Consider the following 19,381-nt stretch of genomic DNA (forward strand, 5'->3'; position numbering starts at 1 on the left):
TACCATCATAATAATATATAAACATATATTATTACACTTTCCCGCCAAATTTAAATACAAAGTAATAACAAAGTTTTGGGATTAGATAGTTTTAATATCATCCTAAAAATTTTCACAGTGGAAATCCCCACCCAAAATAGGGAATAGATCCCAAATCACAGAAAAAAATATTCCACGTGAAAAGGCCCCAAATAAAAAAATAATATAATCTATTAATTGCATTGATTGGCTATGTGTACTGCTGAGGCCTTGAATTCTATCCATACCATAGAGTTTAAGTTTATGTTCATGTCATGGAATGATTTTCTTGTCATGTGCACTGTGAAAATTTCTTCTCCCGCTTTTACTTGGAGTTGGAATAATGATCCTATCTTCTCTATTTTGATTATTTTGCCTTTGAGTTTGTTGAGTGCGCTTGAATTTCCACGAACCCAAGATACTGTTATGTCTTCTGGTCTTATGGTGGCGATGACTTCACCCTCTGCCTTTTCTGAAGAATAAAGGTTTATACCATTAGCTTTTATGAGTGTGAGTCCATCATCTTCTAGGCGAGCTTCACCTTTTATTATGTTCTCCACGCCTAAGAATTTGGCCACGAAGCTATTTGCTGGTCTTTGGAATACTTCATCTGCTTTTCCCATTTGTATTATGGTCTTGTTGAGTATAGCGATCTTCTCTGCTAAACGTTGTCCTTGGATTAGGTCATGTGTGGTGAATATGATTGTAACTTGGCCTTTTATTTTGTTTATTATATTTTCTATCTGCCTTTTTGAGATTGGATCGAGGTTTGATGTTGGTTCGTCGAGGAGTAGAAGGTCCGGCTGGTTTATAAGGGCGCGTGCGAATGCAAGCCTCTGTTTTTCACCCCCTGAGAGTTTCCTGGCGTCCATTTCCCCATATCCTTGCAAGCCTACAATTTCTAGGATTTCCCCTATTTTCTTGTTTGATGGTTTGAGGCCCCTTATCCTGGGCCCGTATAGTATGTTATCATTGACTGTGCCTTTTAGTAGTGGTGTTTCCTGGAATACCATTCCTATTCTCCGCCTTATCTCTACTTTTTTTGCTTTTAAGGCATCTCTACCATTAAATATTATCCTACCGGTGGTGGGTTCCTCAAGGAGGTCTATGATCCTTAGTAGTGTTGTTTTACCCGCCCCAGTGGGTCCTATAATCCCAATCGTTTCTCCCCTATCAACTTTAAGATTCACATCCTCTAGGATTACTTTTTTGCCATAAACTTTCGAAATCTCTTGTAATTGCAGCATCATCTTTTCTCTTCTTTTAAGTTGTAGAGATGGAGTTGCGTGGCTATATTCTCCTCTTTATATTGAGGAGGGGGATTGTTATGAATAGTAGTATTGGCCATATCTCGAGTCGGCCCACCCAAAAATCGAGCATGAACACTAACTTGGTGATAGCTGGGGAAGCTGGGGTCATAAGCCCACAGCTGAGGCCCACATTGCTCTGGGCAGATGCAACTTCAAACATGACTTGTCCAATATTATGATAATAGAATAGGACTATCATGACACTTATTACGTATATTAGAATGTAGGCGAAGATGAATAATCCTGTCATCTCAAATATTTCTTTGCTAATGTTCATGTCAAATATGTGATGGATTTTTCGGGGTATCTTGGCCTTTGGGAATAAAAATGATTTGATCCCCCAGCTTATCCCCTTCAGCATTATCCCAAATCTGATCCATTTTATCCCGCCTCCAGTGGAACATGAGCCCGCACCTATAATCATGAGTATGGTGAGTATAAACATTCCAAGACCCGCCCACTTGCTTATACCAGGCCCGGAAACTGTTTGGAATCCTGTGGTTGATAATGCGGAGACTACTTGGAAAATGGAATATCTTAGAGAGGATAGGATATCATAATAGTGCATATTGTAAAGGAACATTGTGATAATAAGCGTCCCGAGTATGAGTAGAGGCCAGGATACTTTAGTTTCAATATCCTTGAAATATTCTTTCCATTTTCCCTTCAATATTGCATAATGGACTGCAAAATTCGTAGCCCCTATAATCATCACTATCATTGCAACTATCTCTATCCATATACTATGATAATAGGCTAGGCTACTATTATGCATGGCGAAGCCCCCTGTTGAAAGCGCGCTAAAAGCGTGGAACATGGAATCGAAGAGGGGCATGCCAGCCACTAAATATAAGATTATGGAGATTAGAGTGTAGAGAAGGTAGATGTATAGGATTATCCTAACAGTACTCCTTATCGTCGGGAGTACTCTCTCCTCTCTACCCTCTGATATGTACAATCGCATTATATTGCGAGAAGGTGAAAGGATGACAAGAGCCAAGACTATGATACCTATACCGCCAAGCCATTGGGTAAACCCTCGCCAAAAATGGATACTATATGGTACAATGTCCAAATTCGGGAACATTGAAAATCCTGTGGTCGTGAAACCAGACATGGCCTCAAAATATGCGTCAAAGTAGCTGAGATAACCTGAAAGATAATATGGGAGCGCTCCCAGCGCACATACGAGAAGCCAGAGACTACTCGAAAATATCATAGCACCCCTCAAAGAAAGTTCTCCCCTACTCTTAAAGAATCTATAAAATATGGCGCCGATTAAAATGCTTATAAGAGAGGAATAAAGGAATGAGGAGATAAGTTTTACTTCACCATATATTAGGGCCACCACTATAGGTAAGAGCATTAATAGGCCTAGGAGGATGCAGATATAACCAGTATAATGGAGCATTGAATGTAATTCTCCCTTTCTTAATCGAAGAGCATAGTATTTCATCTGCCATCCCCTCTTTTCTCCATTATCTTCCATGATCATTTATAAAGTTTATGGGGTGCCTCCAAATTATGTCTCAACCTATGCTCTGAGATGTCCTACTATCTTTCTTGGAAATAATTGAGTAGCGTGTTTACCATGAGCGAAATTAGGAGTAGTATTATCCCAAGGGCTATTGAAAGTTCAAGGTTTCCTTTGGATGTTTCAAGTGACATTGCGCTTGTTATAACCCTTGTGTAGCCTCTTATGTTCCCACCGATCATTATAGCTATACCAACCTCTGATATTGCCCTGCCAAAACCAAGGATTATAGCTGCTACTATAGCGTATCTGGCTTCACTTATTAAGGTGACTAGTGTCTGGTATTCTGTAGCTCCTAGCGATCGTGCAAGATCCACGATTTCGCTGCCAACTCCTTTAAGCGCTGTTATAGTGAAACCTGTTATCAATGGCGAAATCAGGATTGCCTGTGCAAGTATCATGCCCCCTGGGGTGAATAGAAGATTTAGGGAGCCTAGGGGTCCGGATTTTGAGATGAGCATGAATACAAGTAATCCTACTAGTACTGTGGGTATACTGTATAGTGTTTGGATTAGGTTTATGATGGCTCTTTTGCCCTTGAATTCTTTAAAGTGTATTATGGCCCCTGTGGGTACTGCAATGAGTGATGCGAATAGTGTTGATGATAATGAGATCATCAGTGTACGGGATGTTATATCAATGACTTCTGGGTTTAGTGTTATTATGAGTTCTAATGCTTCTAGGATGCCTTGTAGTATTTCGTTCAATTCGCATCACCCGCTGGGAAGGTTTTTAGGAGAGTGGTGTGAATAGTGGTTTCCCATATTTGTCTTCGCCGTATTGGCTTATGATTTTTTGTCCTTCTTTGCTTAGTAGGAAGTTTATGAATTTCATGGCGGCGTCATAGTTTGTTCCTTTTATCTTTTCTGGGTTTATGGGTATTGCACTGTAAACGTTAAGAAGGTCGCTGTCATTGCTAATATAGACTGTGAGGTTTAGTTGGTTTTTGTATGCTAGGTAGGTTCCGGAGTCTGTGATTGTGTAGGCTTGTTTTTCATCGGCTACTCTGAGAGTGTCGGCCATTCCACTGCCGGTTTCAATATACCATGGACTCTCTTTTATTTTGTTGTAGTCTATGCCGGTTTTGTTCCAGATTTTTATTTCTTTTGTGTGTGTTCCTGAATTATCGCCTCTTGATACAAATTTTATTTTGGGGTTTTTCCCTGCTTCTGTGAGTATTTTTTGGAATGCTTCTTGCGCGGTTTTTGTTTCGTTGATTTTTGCCGGGTCGTCTTTTGGGCCGACTATGTAGAAGTAGTTGTAGGCGAATGGGTATCTTTTCGTCCCGTAGTTTTCATTTATGAATTCTTCTTCTCTTTTTTTGTCATGGACTATTATTAGGTCCGCGTCTCCTTTTTTTCCACGTTCTATGGCTATTCCGGTCCCTCCTGATACTATTTGGACGTCTATGTTGGGATACTTTTTTTCGAATTTGGCTTCGAGTTCTTCGAGCAATCCTGTGTCTTCGAGGCTTGTTGTTGTGGATATTCTAAGGATTTCTTTTTTAGGGTTGCTTAGCTGGTATATTCCTACTATTGCTACTAATATGATTATTATGGTGGCTATTAGGGTTTTGTTCAATTTTATCACCTTGATGTAATCTATCGACATGCATATAAATACATGTCGATTTGGGTGCCAAAAAGAAATAATTTCAACCTAAAAAAAATCATAGTATGGGATTCAACTTCTCCTAGCCCTTCCATGGAAGTACGCCGCCATCTCCTTTTCCCCTTGCCTTGTAAGGATAGCGCCCATAAGATACCATGCCCTCGCATCCCCAGGATTCTTCTCAAGCACATCATGGAGCTTCAACTTCGCCTCAGCAAACTTACCACTCCTATAAAGAGAATAAACCTCAGAATACACACCCTCAACCTCCAAATCAACATCCTCACCCGCCCCGATCTCAACATCCACCAAAAAGCCTCCACTAATCACACTATCCAAATATGCAAGTAAACTCCTAGTAGCCTCCTTATGCAATGGTTTATTATCATTACCACACTTAGGAGAATATATACAAGAGGGACAACCATCAACACAGCCACAAGAATCCACAAGCTCAAAAGTCGAAGCGATAACATCCTCAAATAATGCAAAAGCCTTCTCAGCCAATCCTATACCACCCTCAAAAGCATCATAAATGAATATTGTAGCCGCACCAGTATCAGTATGATGAGAAGTTGACAAACCACCAATATCCATACGGTCACAAAGCACATGTAAAGGGAACAATGAAATAATAGCATGTTCACAACCATGCAAACCACCCTCAAAAGCCTCATCACCAAACTCATCCCTAATCTTCCCCTCAAGTTCCTCTGAGATGGTGAACCAGAGAGCGGTTGACCTAAACTTTAAAGGCGGCAAAACCAATGGGAAAGTTCCAAGAACTTTACTATAAGCCATCACACGATAAAGATAATAATCCTCTGTAACTTCAACCTCCCCAAAATACAAATCTAAACCCTGAAACCTCCTCTTTCTCAAAACCCTTTTAACCTTAAGATCAATCCTTTTAAGGGCCTGCGTATGATAATCCACACTCTTTTTTGTAACATGGATCCTGCGCCTCTTCAAATCGAATTCATCCACTGTATAGGTGTCCCCACGGTTTATAAGCACCGCACCTTCATGGGCTTCACGATAAGCATGCGCCCTATCCATCCTCTCAAGAACCCTACCATTATCCAAGACTGTGAAATTATCATCTGATATCTGATCAAGTCCATAAGTAAACTGAGGATCGCCTCCTCCACTATATACGAGGCCATGATCTGTTATAGTAAGTTCACCATCCTTTAACATCTCTGCTATAACCTTCAAGTTAAAGTCATGCTCAAAAAAATCTTCAAGATTCAAGGGTAGTTCGCTTGCAGCACATGCTATCTGATTCCTGAGTATAAACCTGTTTTTAAGGTCTATTATAGCATTCTCATGAGACTTTTCAAAAATAAATGATGGATTCTTCATAAGATACTGGTCTAGTGGATTTTCAAAAGCCACAAGTATTATGATAGAATCATTCTCTTTTCTACCTGCACGGCCGGCCTGCTGCCAAGTAGATATCATAGTCCCAGGATACCCTGATATTATAACCGCATCTAAAGATCCTATGTCTATGCCAAGTTCTAGTGCGTTTGTCGCGCTAACACCTAAAAGTTCCCCACTTCTCAAGCCCTCTTCTATTTTTCGCCTGTCTTCGGGCCTGTAACCTGCACGGTATGCTGTTACGCGGTATACGAGCTCTTTTTTCTTTTTGTCGAGTTCTTCTCTTGTCCAACGTGCTATGAGCTCGGCCATCCTCCTCGAGACTGTGAAGCAAAGACACTGCAACCTGTTAAATACAAGGTATGATAGTATGTTCTTGGTTTCTTGGTGCGTTGATAGTTGTTCTTTCTTCTTGGAGGGATTGTAGAGTATGAAGTGTTTTTTTCCAGATGGTGAAGTGTCCTTTGAAACTAATTTGAATTTTTCGCCTATGAGTTTCTCCGCGAACTCTTGGGGGTTTGCAAGGGTTGCGCTTGAAACTATAAATTGTGGATCGGAGCCATAGTAGTTACAGATTCTTTTAAGCCTCCTTATGAGGAATGCCACGTTTGATCCGAAAACGCCACGATATTGGTGTGCTTCGTCTACAACTATAAATTTCAAGTTTTTATAGAATCGATGCCATTGTCGGTGCCATGGCAGAATCCTGTGAAGTTGATAAGGGTTAGTTATAACAATCCTTGCATTCGCTCTTATCCAAGGCCGTTTATTTTTTGGCGTGTCACCATCATAAACACTTGGATTTAGTTTCAGTCCAAGCTCGGATTCCAACTCCTTTAAAACTTTTAATTGGTCGTTGGATAGGGCCTTGGCAGGGTATATGTAGAGTGCTGTTGCATTCTCATCATGGGTTAGTTTTTCCATTATTGGAAGGTTAAATGCTAGTGTTTTACCCGAAGCTGTTGGAGTTGTTATGATAACATTCATACCATTACGGATATATTCAAGAACCTTAGCCTGGTGGTGGTAGAGTTTCATCCCTTTTTTTAGGAGGTATCCTTTTATATTCTCTGGCAGACCACCGACTCTAGTATATTTTGCTTTCCTTCCTGGTATGGTCTCTATGTGCTCGATAGCATCCTTGAATCTCCTATCTTCTTTGAATCTTTCTAGTATCCTTTGGATCATGACAGAAATTTATTATAAATAATATTATTTAATTGTTTTTTTCCTGGGAATAAGGTTTCATAGAATGTTAGATTTGCCATTTTTTGCGTGTTGAGGCCCCCCCTAATATTTTTTGTTTATTTGCAATTATCACAAATTGTATGAATTTTATCATGGGGTTTTCAATGTTTTCCATTGTAAAAAGTGCGGGGATTATATATTAGTTTGTATATAATAGATCTTTGGGGTGTTTTGATGAGTCTTTTGGAAACTATCAAGGAGAGAAGGAGTATAAGGAAATTTAAAAGGAAGGATATACCCGAGGAACATCTTGAGAAGATAATGGAAGCCGCAAGATGGGCTCCATCTGCCGGCAACCTCCAAAGTAGAAAATTCCTAATCGTTAAAAACCCTCAACTCAAAAATGAACTTTCAAAGGCAGCCTATGGCCAACAATCCATAGCAGAGGCTCCTATTGTTATCGTTGCATGCGCCGACCTTGAAAGATCCGCCCTAGGCTATGGTGAACGTGGAAGAAACCTTTACTGTCTTTTTGACGTCGCCGCATCAGTTGAGAACATGCTGCTTGAAATCCATGAACTCGGCCTCGGAGCTTGCTGGATCGGAGCATTCGATGAAAGACTCGTAGCCGGAATATTGGATATCCCATCCACTCTAAGACCTGTAACGCTTCTACCAGTGGGTTATCCTGCTGAGAAACCATCACCACCACCTAGGGTGAGCATAGAAGAGGCCTTTAAGGTGATAGATTAGAGTATATCTAGGCTGTTGATGATAATATCAAAGTTTGGATTTTCATTTTTAAAATTCTCTGGAGTGGTTTTACACTCTATGATATAAAAGTAGTCTCCTTTTTGTAAGATTACTGTCCGGGTCTGTTCTCTTGTCTGGGTTTGATCGCAGCCAAAAGTATATACTATTTCATAGGCCTTTGAACCATCTACCGTGAGAGTCCTGTTGGATATTTGTTTGTAACAGTATTCTGAAAGTTCTCTTGACATTTTCTGGGCGTATTCCAGGTATCTTTCTTCTAGGGTGGTGTTTGCTTTTTCTTTGAATATGAAAACCGTGCTTTCGCGTGAGAAGTCTTCGACAACTACAATGGCGCCTGGAAGATCCATTACTGTGCCAGTTACCCAGCCCATTGGATAATCAAATGATATCCCAGAACCTTCATAATGTCCCTTGAAAATACAACCTGTGGCCAAGATTACAAGAAGGAGTATTAGATATTTTTTCAACTTTTCACCTCTCGAAGGATTTTGTTTTTGTCTATTATATTATTTTCATCAAATTTTATACCCTCAGTTTCTAGTAGTCTTTTTTTCATCCATGCTTTGCCTTGGTATCCTCCAAGGCTCCCATCAGATTTCACGATCCTATGGCATGGCACGATGATAGGGAAGGGGTTTGTGGCGAGGGCTCTTCCTATACTTCTAGGACTTGTTGAAAGTTTCTTCGCTATACAAGCATAGGTACTTACAAAACCGGCCGGTATCTGATAGACTGTATTTAAAACTTTTCTTTGGAATTTTGAGCAAAGGTCCAATGCAAGGTTCTCCATCTTCACAGTCTTTAAGGGTAGGCTGGTAAATTTTACCTTTCTATTTAGATTTCCGGGTAAGATGACCTTGTATATGACTGGTCTGTTATCTTTTATATGCCAGAGTATATGGATTGTTCCGATTGGAGTTTTCCTGGGTGTTATTCTAGTTTGCAGATGTCCTTGTAGCATGTGAATATCTCCTCTGTTATCCTTTTTGTGGCTTCTCTTTTCTCCGAGATCACGATATCTGCCCCGGCCCTGTAGAGTGGTTCCTCGTCTTCGAATCCTCTGATTCTGACTATTATCTTCATAAGAGGGTTTAAGTGGCGTGCTTCATGTACAACATGGACTGTTGAATCATAATCTGTTATAGCCACCACCATCACAGCCGCCTCGGAGACATTAAAATGTTTTAAAACATTAAGGTGGGTTGCATCACCATAATATATATTGTATCCTTCATCTTTGAGCCTATTAACAACCTCTGGATTTATGTCAACTCCAACATATGGTATGTTGTTCTCATCAGCCATATTCACAAGTTTTTGACCTGTTAAACCCGTGCCTATGATGATAAGATGATCCTCTGGGAGTTTCGCAGGTTTTTCATAATATCTTCCCCTTCTAACCTTTCTTGGTAATGGGAATTTCATAAAACGATCAGCTATATGCGGCGAAGCCATGATAACAAAGGGTGTCAGAGCCATAGTCACAACAGAAACTAAAAGAAGACCCTGGAATGTTACACTGTCTATAATACCATACTTTAATCCGCTTTCAGATATGATAAATGAGAATTCTCCAATCTGTGATAACATAAGGGCCACGAGTACCATAACCCTAATAGAATATCCAAGCAGGAAACCTACCACATTGTTAATGAGAAATTTTATGAAGATAACAATGGCGACACCGGCCAAGATCAGGGTATAATGTGTGAACAGAAAGTTAAGGTCTACTAGCATTCCAAGGGACACGAAGAAGAAGCTTAAGAATATTTCTTCGAATGGTAGAATTATCCCTTGGGCCCTGTGGGCATAGTCTGTTTGGGCTACCATGAAACCTGCTATGAAAGCTCCTAGGGCTGGTGATAATCCAGCTTCGCTTGTAAGCCATGTTACAGAAGCGCAGACAAATATAACCGTTACCAGGAATAATTCTCTGCTTTTGGTTTTTGCCGCTAAATGCAAAATCCTTGGTATGATATATTTTGAGGCGATTAATGTGAATGCTATGATAATAGCCCCTTTTAATATCACACTTGGGAGTGTTATCCCCTTATTGGCTCCTGCAAGCACTGGTACGAGTAATATCATGGGTACTGCTGCAAGATCCTGGAATATTAATATTGAGGTTGACACCATCCCATGTGGAGATTCTATCTGCTCAGAATCCTGCAAAACCTTTAAAACGACAGCTGTGCTGCTGAGCGAAACTAGAAAGCCTATGAATAATGCCTTTCCAAAATTTAACCCAACCTTGGATAATATGATTAATATTATGATTATTGTCAGGAGAATCTGGAGCGTGCCTCCAAGTAGTGCTGTGCGTTTAAATTCGCCAAATTTTTCAGTTGAAAGTTCAAGGCCAATTGTAAATAATAATAGTATAACTCCTACTTCGGCCATTAGTCTTATCTGTTCTGTATCCTGGACGAGTCCAAGTACTTGGGGGCCTGCTATCATCCCTGTGATGAAAAATCCAACTATAGTGGGCATTTTCATCCTCTGGAATAGGATGAGCACAAGGAAGGCCAAGCCGAAGATGATAACAATATCTTTAAGTATTGGCAGTGCCATGATTTTTCACCAAGGAAACCCTCTACCTTATTTATAGTGGATTATAGAAAGGTGTAATACAAATCTGTGTGCTGATGAACTCTAGGTAAAAGGTTCATAGAGATACAAGGTTTTGATGGGTATGTATAAGAAGGTTTATCTTTATGCCATTATAACTTTGTTGGTTTCCTTTGGCGCGTTTCTTTTACCTCTTAGTTTACGAGTTCCTATCATAAATGTTATAACCTTTGTCACGGCGTTTATAGCATCTTTTGCGTTCTTTTATCTCGCTATTTATTCAAAGAGGGTTTACCAGAAGTATTATCCCACATTTTTATTTTTGGGCCTTGGTTTGTTCTTCTTGGCGCTTGGAGATGTTGCATGGTTCATCCTTGAGTTTTTGGGTCAGGAACCATTCCCATCCATAGCAGACATATTATACATATTATATTATCCTTTTTTTGGCCTTGGACTTCTCATCGTCCCAGTAGAGAGGAAAGCTGATAAATTTAAGGCCATATTCGATTTTTGCATAATATCGGCGGCCATAGCCACGATAGTATGGATATTCCTTCTTAAACCAGTTATACTTGCTGGCGGATCCCTAATTGAAGTTTTATTTTCTGCAATTTACATTATAGGAGATTTCTTGGTGATATTTATCCTTGTAGACTTCATTATCAACAAGATCGGTTCGTTGAAATCTCGGGCCATTAACATATTCCTTGTTGCTATGATAATTTTACTTTTGAGCGATCTTCTATTTGCCGCTGGAGAATTCTATGGATTCTATTATAGTGGCTGCCTACTCGACGTTGGATGGATAATAGGCTACCTATTATTAACATTGTCAACTGTTGAATTTAGACTTGAAGATTTTGAAAAGCCAGTATATTCACAAGAACGCGCATGGATAATGGAACATTTCCCAGACTTCTTCATATTATCCCTCTTCATATTATTCTTGTTTGTAATTTTCAATTTCAACATTAAAACAGCGCAAGGTTTTGCAATAGCATTCCTCATAATATTATCCTTCACGATTGGACGACATCATGCCACCCTAGTTGAAAATAGGAAGCTTATTGAAGATTTGAATGCCGAGAAAAACCGGGTTGGATTATACCTTGAAATCGCAGCATGGGGTCTCATATTCCTAGATGATAAAGCCCGGATACAATACATAAATAGGAGGGGTCTTGAGATACTGGAAGGTAATGAAGAGGATGTTAAGGGTAAAAATTGGTTCTTGAATTTCGTGCCTGCCAATGAACGAGTTGAAAGAGAGAAAAAATACTTCAAGCACATCAGGGAAGATGAGGGTTATACGATCACTGGCAAGATTATCACATGTAAAGGTAATGAGAAGATAATGCAAATGACCGCCAGGCCAATCTATGAAAATGGAGAATTCAAGGGGGCTATTATCGCAGCTGAGGACATGACAAAACTTTACCATATGCAAAGGAAGCTTGAAGAAAGCGAGAGAAGATACAGGGGCATATTCAACACAGCCCCAAGTATCATCCTCTCACTGGACAAGGATCTTAAAATCCAAGACTCTAATAGGATGGTGAGCATACTCGGCTATAAACCAGATGAACTGATAGGTAAAAACATCAATGATATCCTAGAAGATAAGATCAAAGAACCTGTCCCGGGAGAATATAGGATCAAGAGGAAGGATAATAGCATACTATATGTTAAGATAAACTTCAGCAGACTAAAAGATGAGATAATCGCTATAATAGAAGATATAACACCACTAAAAGAATCCATAAAAGAAAAGGAACTGCTCTTACGTGAAATACATCACCGTGTTAAAAATAACCTGCAGATCATATCAAGTCTACTAGGCATACAAGAGCGTAAAATAAAAAATCAAGAATTCAAAAACATGCTCTCAGGCAGCAAAGAGCGCATAAAATCCATAGCACTCTTACATGAACATTTATACCAGTCAACGGATCTTGCAAGCGTGAAAATCAAAGACTATATAGGAAATCTTGTGACAAAAACCCTACAAGCCTACCCAACAGACATCCATATAACAACGGACATTGAAGACATCACATTAAATATTGAAACAAGCCTCCCAATTGGCCTAATAATAAACGAACTATTAACCAACACAATAAAACACGCAAATGCAACAAAAGCAGAAATCAAACTAAAAAAGACAAACCAAGAATTAAAATTACATTACAAAGACAATGGCAAAGGCCTCACAGAAGATGAAATCCAAAAATCGGAAGGACTAGGATGGCAACTCATAAAATCCCTCACAAACCAACTCCTGGGAAAACTAACAATCAAAGACAATAAAGGCCTAGATCTCATGATAACATTCAAAGAACTCAAATACAAAAAAAGATACTAAAGTTTATTTTATGGGGGGGCGCTTATAGAAGAAAAAGAAAAAATAGAAAAATTAAAAAATGAAATAAGGGAAAAGGACAAAAAGATAGAAGAGCTCCAAATGAAACTCTCAGAATATAAGGGAAGAATAGATGAGTTGAGAGAAGAGAAAAAAAGGCTAAATAAAAGATTGAACGAATTCGAAGTTTTAAGATTAGATCTCAAACTCAAAAACATCCAAAGCCTAGAAGATGAAAACAACCGCCTAAAACACCGAGCCGAGATAACCAAGAAACTACTAGATGAAGCCCGCGAAAAAATAGAAATACTCGAAGAGATAATAAAAGACTTCAAAAATCAGAAACTCATAGATAGAATCACAAAAAAAGAACCCGAAACCCTCATATACTATAAAAAAAGATTCAAATAGGAGGGGAGCGTGCATGGACAAAAAATGGATCATAGCCGCGATAATAATAGTAGTAGTGGTCATCACAGCAGCCTACACACTCCAACCCAAAACAGAAGAAGTGATAAGAGTAGGACACCTAAAAGACGACCACCACTCAGCACTATTCATAGCACAAGCAAAAGAAATGTACGAAAAAGAGGGTTTAAAGGTTGAAACCATAGAATTCAACGCAGGACCAGATCTTGTGAAAGCAGCGGCAACGGGACAAATAGACATTGGCTTCTGCGGAACACCACCAGCAGTCACGGGAATAGCCAAAGGGGTGCCCATAAAAATAGTTGCAGCAGTCAACCAAGAAGGATCAGGGATAATAGTCAGAGAAGATGCAGGAATCCAAAAAATAGAAGACCTAAAAGGCAAAACCATAGCAATACCCATGAAAGGCAGCATACAAGACGTACTATTACAGATGACACTAAAAGAACATGGAATAAACCCAGAAGAGGTTAACATCATAGAAATGCAAGTCCCACTAATGCCGAAAGCCCTAGAAGCAGGGAAAATAGACGGGTTCATAGCATGGGAACCCTACGTCTCCATGGCAGAACAAAAAGGTTACGGGCACGCCATCGCATACTCCAGGGACATATGGAAAGACCACCCATGCTGTGTAGTAATAGCAACAGACCAATTCATAAAAGAGCACCCAGACCAGCTAAGAAGATTCCTTAAAGTCCACGTAGAGGCCACAGAATACCTCAACACTCACAAGAACGAATCGGCGTCCATAGTAGCTGAAGCCCTTGGAACAGACCCCGCAGTAGAAAAAAGAGCATTCCAGAACATGAAATTCATAGCAGTACCAACAAGCTCATTCATAGACAATGTCATGAAATTCGTTGGAATAGAAAAACAACTAGGCTATATTAAAAAAGACCTTAAAAAAGATGATATCTTCGACCTAAAGTACCTACCATAATCAGATAAGGTGGAAGGACTTTGAAGAAATTCCTCGAATCACTAATCATACCAGTGATACTAATCATAGTCTGGTCAATATTAACATTCACCAACATAGTACCATCATATATTCTGCCAAGCCCATATGAAGTACTCACAGCATTCTATAACCTCATAATAACTGGGGAATTATTTTTACACGCCATGAGCACACTACTGAGAGTTGTCGCAGGATTCAGCGCGGCAGCCATGATCGCAATACCATTAGGGATAGGGATAGGCTGGTCCGAAGCCCTGGAGAGGATTTTCAACCCAATAATCCAAATATTAAGACCCATACCACCACTAGCATGGGTTCCATTCGCCCTGCTCTGGTTCGGCCTCGGGCTTAAAGCAGAAGCTTTCATAATATTCATAGGATCATTCTTCCCAATACTCCTAAATAGCCTAGATGCTGTTAAAGGCGTGGAAAAAGTCCTAATCGAAGCCGCATGCACACTAGGAGCCACAGAAGGACAAGTACTAACAAAGGTCGTCCTACCAGCATCTTCCCCAGGTATACTACTAGGTTTAAGGGTTGGCTTTGGAATAGGATTCATGTGCACAGTAGCCGCTGAGATGATAGCAGCCAAATCAGGCCTAGGATACCTTATCATGGAATCCATGCGCTTACTTGACACAGGCGAAGTCGTGGTGGGCATGCTCACCATAGGCTTAATAGGATTCGCCATCGACCATCTACTCTCAAAACTAGAAGAAAAATACATCCCATGGAGAGGTAAAACCATCTAGGAGTTCAAGCATGACACTAAAAATAGAAGGACTCTCAAAGAAATTCAAAGACAGGCCCATACTCGAAGACATAAACCTAGAAGTAAAAGATGGTGAATTCCTATGCATAGTAGGACCCTCAGGTTGCGGTAAAACTACACTACTACGGATAATCGCCGGCCTAGAAAAACCCACCAAAGGCAGAGTATTTGCTAATGGCAAGCCAGTCAAGGGGCCCGGAGCCGATAGGGGATTCGTATTCCAACAATACACATTATTCCCATGGCGCACAGTACTCGAAAATGTAACATTTGGAATGGAAATTAAAGGATTAGAAAAGAACGAACGGGAAAAAATCGCCATGGAATACCTTAAACTAGTTGGATTGGAAGATTTTAAAGACGCATACCCCTATGAACTTTCAGGGGGTATGAAACAGAGAGTTGCAATAGTAAGGGCCCTTGCAAATAATCCTAAGGTTCTTCTCATGGATGAACCATTCGCAGCCCTTGACATACAAACACGGAACCTACTACAAAAAGAACTTTTATACATATGGGAGAAAACAAATGAAACTATAATATTTGTAACACATAATGTGGATGAAGCAGTATTCCTAGCAGATAGAATAGTGGTTTTAAGCGCAAGACCTGGTAGAATACTGCGAACATTTAAAGTTGAAATAGATAGGATAAGAGACAGGCTAAGTAAAGACTTCCTAACCCTAAGGGGTGAAATACTCAAAATACTCGAAAAAGAAGTCAAACTAAGGTGATAGGATGGACCAGAAGATGGTAATAGTAGGTGTAGGCACTCTATTAATAGGGATGATAATAGGATGGGCCCTGGGCATTTCATCAACACAAAACCTAGTCCTTAACATAACCAACAATTCAAGTGACCAACCGGTAGACGAACCAAGCGTCACACAACCAACACAACCAACGGGAGGATATCCGGGAAATGAAACAGGTACACCATCCCCAGATAATCAAATACCATCCCCGTCACAGGATGAAACACCCCCAAGTAACACTTCACAATGATCCTAAAAATAGACCTTAGAGGGGGATGCGAGGAAATGAAAGTTAACGATTGGTGCATGTATTGCGGAGAATGTGCGGGAGTATGCCCCAGAAACCTCATAGAAGTTAAAGAAACATCCATAATTTTCTCAAAGGAAGAATGTAAAGATTGCAGACTCTGTATGCAAGTATGTCCTATAGGGGCTCTTGAACCAGAGGAGTGATAAAAGATGATCAAAACAGACGTGCTTGTAATAGGCGCCGGACCAGCCGGTTCAACCGCGGCTAAACACGCAGCCCTTGGAGGCGCTGATGTAATCCTAGTAGATAAGAAGTCTGAGATAGGCGCCCCTAAACGTTGTGCAGAGGGGGTTTCAATGGGAGGTCTCGAATCCCTAGGGATAAAACCCAACCCCCAATGGATAACAAGGAAAATAGAGGGTGTGCGCCTCGTATCACCCAACGGTACCAGTGTATGGTTAACATCCGATACGGTAGAACTCCCAGAGGCCGGATACATACTAGAAAGGAAAGTTTTTGACAAGCACATGGCAATGGACGCTGCCAGGGCCGGTTCAAGGATAATGATAAAAACCCTCGCAAGGAGCCTCCAACAAGAAGATGATGGTTACATTGTAAACCTTGAGACAATGGGGGAGGAATTCCAGATAAAAGCGAACATAATTATAGCAGCTGACGGGCCCGAATCAAGGGTTGCAAGGTGGGCTGGTCTCAACACAGCCACTAAACCAAAGGACATGGAATCAGCAGCGCAGTTCGAGATGGTGGGGGTTGAAATGGAGGATAATCATTGCATAGAATTCTATTTCGGGGGCGTCGCCCCTGGAGGTTATGCTTGGATATTCCCAAAGGGGGATGATATAGCCAATGTCGGACTCGGTGTCCTTTCAACCAAAACCAGTAAGAGTGCATATGAGCACCTACTAGAATTTGTGGAGGATTGTCCAGCCACCAAGAACGCTCAACCAGTTGAATTAAATATAGGAGGGGACCCAGTAGGTGGAATGCCAAAGAAACTAGTAACTGATGGTTTAATGGTTGTGGGTGATGCTGCAGGTCAAGTTAACCCACTCACGGGTGGGGGTATAATATCTGGGATGACAGGTGGCATGTTGGCAGGTAAAGTTGCAGCCAAGGCCATAGAAGATGATGACACCTCAAAGGAAAGGCTTAGGGAGTATGAGAAGCTGTGCCATGAAAGTATAGGTAAGGAGATCAGTAAGTATCTTAAGGTGAAAGATTACATGTTAAGTCTCAGTGATGAGGAACTTGACTCAATTGCAGAAGCTTTTAAGGATGTGGAATTTGAGAAGATAAGCACAACAGAACTTGTTAAAAAGTTGGTGAAGGTTTCGCCAAGAGCCCTCCTAAAACTTGGAAAATTATTTTAGAAAAAGTAGGATGATTATACACGCCAGATAAAAGACCGATAACATCCTATGATATGTTATATCCGCTATTGTGAGCATTTTCTCTCTGTCTGTTATATTGGAGAGATATAATGGTATTGTCGCTATAAAGGATGGTAATATTACTATTAGGATCTGTGAAAGGCTGATATCATGACTAATATATGCATAATATAAGAGTAGGAAAAATATTATGGATACTATGGTTGTTTCTTTAAGTTTCTCCTTATACATGAGATATGTTCCCAGTCCCGCTATAAACATTAGAATGTAAATGCTGATTGGGATAATAGAGAGACCCCCTAATAATATGCTTGCGGAAGCTAATCTCAGAATATTGTTAGTGGCTGTGCTATTCAATGGTGCGATAGGGGTTTCCTTCAACCTCAGAGGGGGCAGAGTATACAATAGTTGATTTAAGACCATCAGGAGGAGTATTATAGTGAAGAGCGGGTTTAAAAAATTTGAAAGCACCAATGAGAATAGTATCAATGCTGATATAAATAATACAACCATCCCTGGTCTTATATCCTCTCTTATGAATGGTCTGTTAAATTTTAACTTGTCCCTTTTATCAACCTCAATATCTGTGAGATCATTAAGGGAATAAAGTCCTCCCCAGAGTATTGATACAATAACAAGCCCTAAGAGGAATTCTAGTGGACTGAAAACCAGATTATACTTATGGGCATAGGTAAGAGCCAGAAGATACATGTGAATATTTTTAGCCGTCCAAGTGATCCTAGTTGACCTTAAAAGAGCCTTTAACATTATATCACCCAATGCCCAGGGGGCAGCGAAAACCTCTCTTTTTTAACCTTTCAACTTGTCTAGTATGTAGCGGGGTCTGCAACCATAAACTTCAATATATTTTTTTATTCTCTCCTCTTCAACGTCTAAGTGTGCCTTCACGATCTTGATGGTCTCTTTTGGCGTGTATTCTATCCTCACTACTGTGAATATCATTCCCAAGATTTTTGCGAGTATTCTTGAAAGTATGGGGATGTCTGTGAAAATATCATATTTTCTATCTCCCAGTTTTAGTCGCCATGCTGTCTGGAATATGATGTTAAGATTCTTAAACTTCTCCTTATATTTTAGGTATTCTTTAATGCAGAGCAAATAGAAGTATGGGGTTCTCTTTGATTTTAGGGTCCATTCGCTGAAACCATGAACACCATCTTTTAGAAAGTGGCTATCATGGAATTTATCAGCGAACAGAATAGCATCAAAGTCTGAAAGGCGCCTATAAGCTTCATGTTTCTCTTTAACGTTCAATGACCTCTTGGTGTTATCTATTATGGTCTCGAAGACTTCCTGTGGGGTTGCTGACAAATCCTTAAGGTCGCATTCTACATTATATACTTTGAGTCCAAGTTCATCTATGGCCTGGTAAATGTTAGCTGATTTACCAGTGCCGGGGGTGCCTATAACATGTATTATATTCCCTTTTTTATACTTCAAATCCTCTAAGACGTTTTTAAGTTTAAGGTAAGCTTGGGTTTCTACAAAAATTCTATTGTCTGAGGGCACATTTATTTTATGATCCATCACTATCATATAACTAATAATAAGATAATATATATGGGGGTGTAATTGTTGAAGATTAGAAGTAGTGCATTTAATGATGGAGAGAGAATACCAAAAAAGTATACTTGCGATGGTGAAGATGTTTCACCACCACTCACTTGGGAGGACGTGCCTGGGGAGACTGTCACACTCACCATAATATCTGATGATCCGGATGCACCATCCAAAACTTGGACGCACTGGCTGATATTCAACATACCACCAGAGCTTAACGGCCTCCCAGAGAATGTTGAGAAAGTTGGAGAATTGGAAAATGGGATCATGCAAGGATTTAATGACTTTGGACGTATAGGATATGGTGGTCCATGCCCACCATCTGGCGTGCACAGATACTTCTTCAAATTATACGCACTTGACACAAGACTCAACCTTGAACCTGGAACATCCAAGGAAGAACTTCTAAAGGCTATGGAAGGACATATAATCGAAAAAGCAGAAATGATAGGATTATATTCAAGGGATTAGAC

20 protein-coding genes are annotated in these 19,381 nt (G+C 40.1%); 10 read left to right on the plus strand and 10 right to left on the minus strand.

What is annotated here, in order from left to right:
• Positions 1–212: 212 nt before the first annotated feature.
• The 5 genes from DPC56_RS06275 to DPC56_RS06295 form a co-directional block, all read right to left on the minus strand.
• The gene (locus tag DPC56_RS06275; RefSeq protein ID WP_112094229.1) at positions 213–1,268 is read right to left on the minus strand and encodes an ABC transporter ATP-binding protein; all 1,056 of its coding nucleotides are present in this window, start codon (positions 1,266–1,268) and stop codon (positions 213–215) included.
• Positions 1,269–1,308: 40 nt separating this feature from the next.
• Complete coding sequence (locus DPC56_RS06280) at positions 1,309–2,784, minus strand: TrkH family potassium uptake protein (RefSeq protein WP_112094299.1); 1,476 nt, start codon at positions 2,782–2,784, stop codon at positions 1,309–1,311.
• Between the two features lie 98 nt (positions 2,785–2,882).
• Positions 2,883–3,569 (minus strand): ABC transporter permease, encoded by a 687-nt coding sequence (locus DPC56_RS06285; protein WP_112094230.1) that lies wholly within the window; start codon positions 3,567–3,569, stop codon positions 2,883–2,885.
• A gap of 25 nt (positions 3,570–3,594) precedes the next feature.
• Positions 3,595–4,443, minus strand: coding sequence for an ABC transporter substrate-binding protein (locus DPC56_RS06290; protein WP_245923940.1), 849 nt, complete (start codon positions 4,441–4,443; stop codon positions 3,595–3,597).
• A gap of 102 nt (positions 4,444–4,545) precedes the next feature.
• Complete coding sequence (locus tag DPC56_RS06295) at positions 4,546–7,044, minus strand: DEAD/DEAH box helicase (protein WP_112094232.1); 2,499 nt, start codon at positions 7,042–7,044, stop codon at positions 4,546–4,548.
• A 234-nt stretch (positions 7,045–7,278) separates the two neighbouring features.
• Between DPC56_RS06295 and DPC56_RS06300 the strand changes: the two genes are divergently transcribed.
• Complete coding sequence (locus tag DPC56_RS06300) at positions 7,279–7,797, plus strand: nitroreductase family protein (RefSeq protein ID WP_112094233.1); 519 nt, start codon at positions 7,279–7,281, stop codon at positions 7,795–7,797.
• Here DPC56_RS06300 and DPC56_RS06305 read toward each other — a convergent pair.
• Genes DPC56_RS06305 through DPC56_RS06315 form a run of 3 tightly spaced genes read right to left on the minus strand, consistent with a single transcriptional unit; the run spans position 7,794 to position 10,389 of the window.
• Positions 7,794–8,285, minus strand: coding sequence for a PsbP-related protein (locus DPC56_RS06305; protein ID WP_112094234.1), 492 nt, complete (start codon positions 8,283–8,285; stop codon positions 7,794–7,796). The two genes, DPC56_RS06300 and DPC56_RS06305, sit on opposite strands and share 4 nt — an antisense overlap.
• Complete coding sequence (locus DPC56_RS06310; protein ID WP_112094235.1) at positions 8,282–8,779, minus strand: MGMT family protein; 498 nt, start codon at positions 8,777–8,779, stop codon at positions 8,282–8,284. Before DPC56_RS06310 ends, DPC56_RS06305 begins: the two co-directional genes overlap by 4 nt.
• Positions 8,749–10,389, minus strand: coding sequence for a cation:proton antiporter (locus DPC56_RS06315; RefSeq protein ID WP_112094236.1), 1,641 nt, complete (start codon positions 10,387–10,389; stop codon positions 8,749–8,751). The genes DPC56_RS06310 and DPC56_RS06315 overlap by 31 nt, the downstream gene beginning before the upstream one ends.
• A gap of 340 nt (positions 10,390–10,729) precedes the next feature.
• On the opposite strand from DPC56_RS06315, the gene DPC56_RS06320 reads away from it, so the two are divergent.
• The 8 genes from DPC56_RS06320 to DPC56_RS06355 all read left to right on the plus strand — a co-directional run bounded on the left by DPC56_RS06320 (position 10,730) and on the right by DPC56_RS06355 (position 17,306).
• Positions 10,730–12,748, plus strand: coding sequence for a histidine kinase dimerization/phosphoacceptor domain -containing protein (locus DPC56_RS06320; RefSeq protein ID WP_220084823.1), 2,019 nt, complete (start codon positions 10,730–10,732; stop codon positions 12,746–12,748).
• Positions 12,749–12,847: 99 nt separating this feature from the next.
• Positions 12,848–13,156: a hypothetical protein gene (locus DPC56_RS06325; RefSeq protein ID WP_245923943.1), complete on the plus strand. Its 309-nt coding sequence runs from the start codon at positions 12,848–12,850 to the stop codon at positions 13,154–13,156.
• 13 nt (positions 13,157–13,169) lie between these two features.
• Positions 13,170–14,117, plus strand: coding sequence for an ABC transporter substrate-binding protein (locus DPC56_RS06330; protein WP_112094239.1), 948 nt, complete (start codon positions 13,170–13,172; stop codon positions 14,115–14,117).
• A gap of 20 nt (positions 14,118–14,137) precedes the next feature.
• Positions 14,138–14,890 (plus strand): ABC transporter permease, encoded by a 753-nt coding sequence (locus DPC56_RS06335; RefSeq protein WP_112094240.1) that lies wholly within the window; start codon positions 14,138–14,140, stop codon positions 14,888–14,890.
• 10 nt (positions 14,891–14,900) lie between these two features.
• Positions 14,901–15,644, plus strand: a complete 744-nt coding sequence (locus DPC56_RS06340) for an ABC transporter ATP-binding protein (RefSeq protein WP_112094241.1) — start codon at positions 14,901–14,903, stop codon at positions 15,642–15,644.
• 4 nt (positions 15,645–15,648) lie between these two features.
• Positions 15,649–15,915 carry a hypothetical protein gene (locus DPC56_RS06345; protein ID WP_112094242.1) on the plus strand — a complete coding sequence of 89 codons (267 nt, stop codon included), beginning with the start codon at positions 15,649–15,651 and terminating at the stop codon, positions 15,913–15,915.
• Positions 15,916–15,950: 35 nt separating this feature from the next.
• Positions 15,951–16,118 (plus strand): 4Fe-4S binding protein, encoded by a 168-nt coding sequence (locus tag DPC56_RS06350; protein ID WP_112094300.1) that lies wholly within the window; start codon positions 15,951–15,953, stop codon positions 16,116–16,118.
• 6 nt (positions 16,119–16,124) lie between these two features.
• Positions 16,125–17,306 (plus strand): NAD(P)/FAD-dependent oxidoreductase, encoded by a 1,182-nt coding sequence (locus tag DPC56_RS06355; protein WP_112094243.1) that lies wholly within the window; start codon positions 16,125–16,127, stop codon positions 17,304–17,306.
• On the opposite strand, the gene DPC56_RS06360 is transcribed toward DPC56_RS06355, so the two are convergent.
• A complete protein-coding gene (locus DPC56_RS06360; protein WP_112094244.1) occupies positions 17,298–18,095 on the minus strand; it encodes a UbiA family prenyltransferase in 798 nt (265 codons plus the stop codon). The two genes, DPC56_RS06355 and DPC56_RS06360, sit on opposite strands and share 9 nt — an antisense overlap.
• Positions 18,096–18,137: 42 nt before the next feature.
• Positions 18,138–18,875 carry an ATP-binding protein gene (locus DPC56_RS06365; protein ID WP_245923945.1) on the minus strand — a complete coding sequence of 246 codons (738 nt, stop codon included), beginning with the start codon at positions 18,873–18,875 and terminating at the stop codon, positions 18,138–18,140.
• Between the two features lie 48 nt (positions 18,876–18,923).
• Between DPC56_RS06365 and DPC56_RS06370 the strand changes: the two genes are divergently transcribed.
• A complete protein-coding gene (locus DPC56_RS06370) occupies positions 18,924–19,379 on the plus strand; it encodes a YbhB/YbcL family Raf kinase inhibitor-like protein (protein WP_112094245.1) in 456 nt (151 codons plus the stop codon).
• The last annotated feature ends 2 nt before the right edge of the window (positions 19,380–19,381 follow it).

Source organism: Methanothermobacter tenebrarum, assembly GCF_003264935.1.
Lineage (GTDB): Archaea > Methanobacteriota > Methanobacteria > Methanobacteriales > DSM-23052 > Methanothermobacter_A > Methanothermobacter_A tenebrarum_A.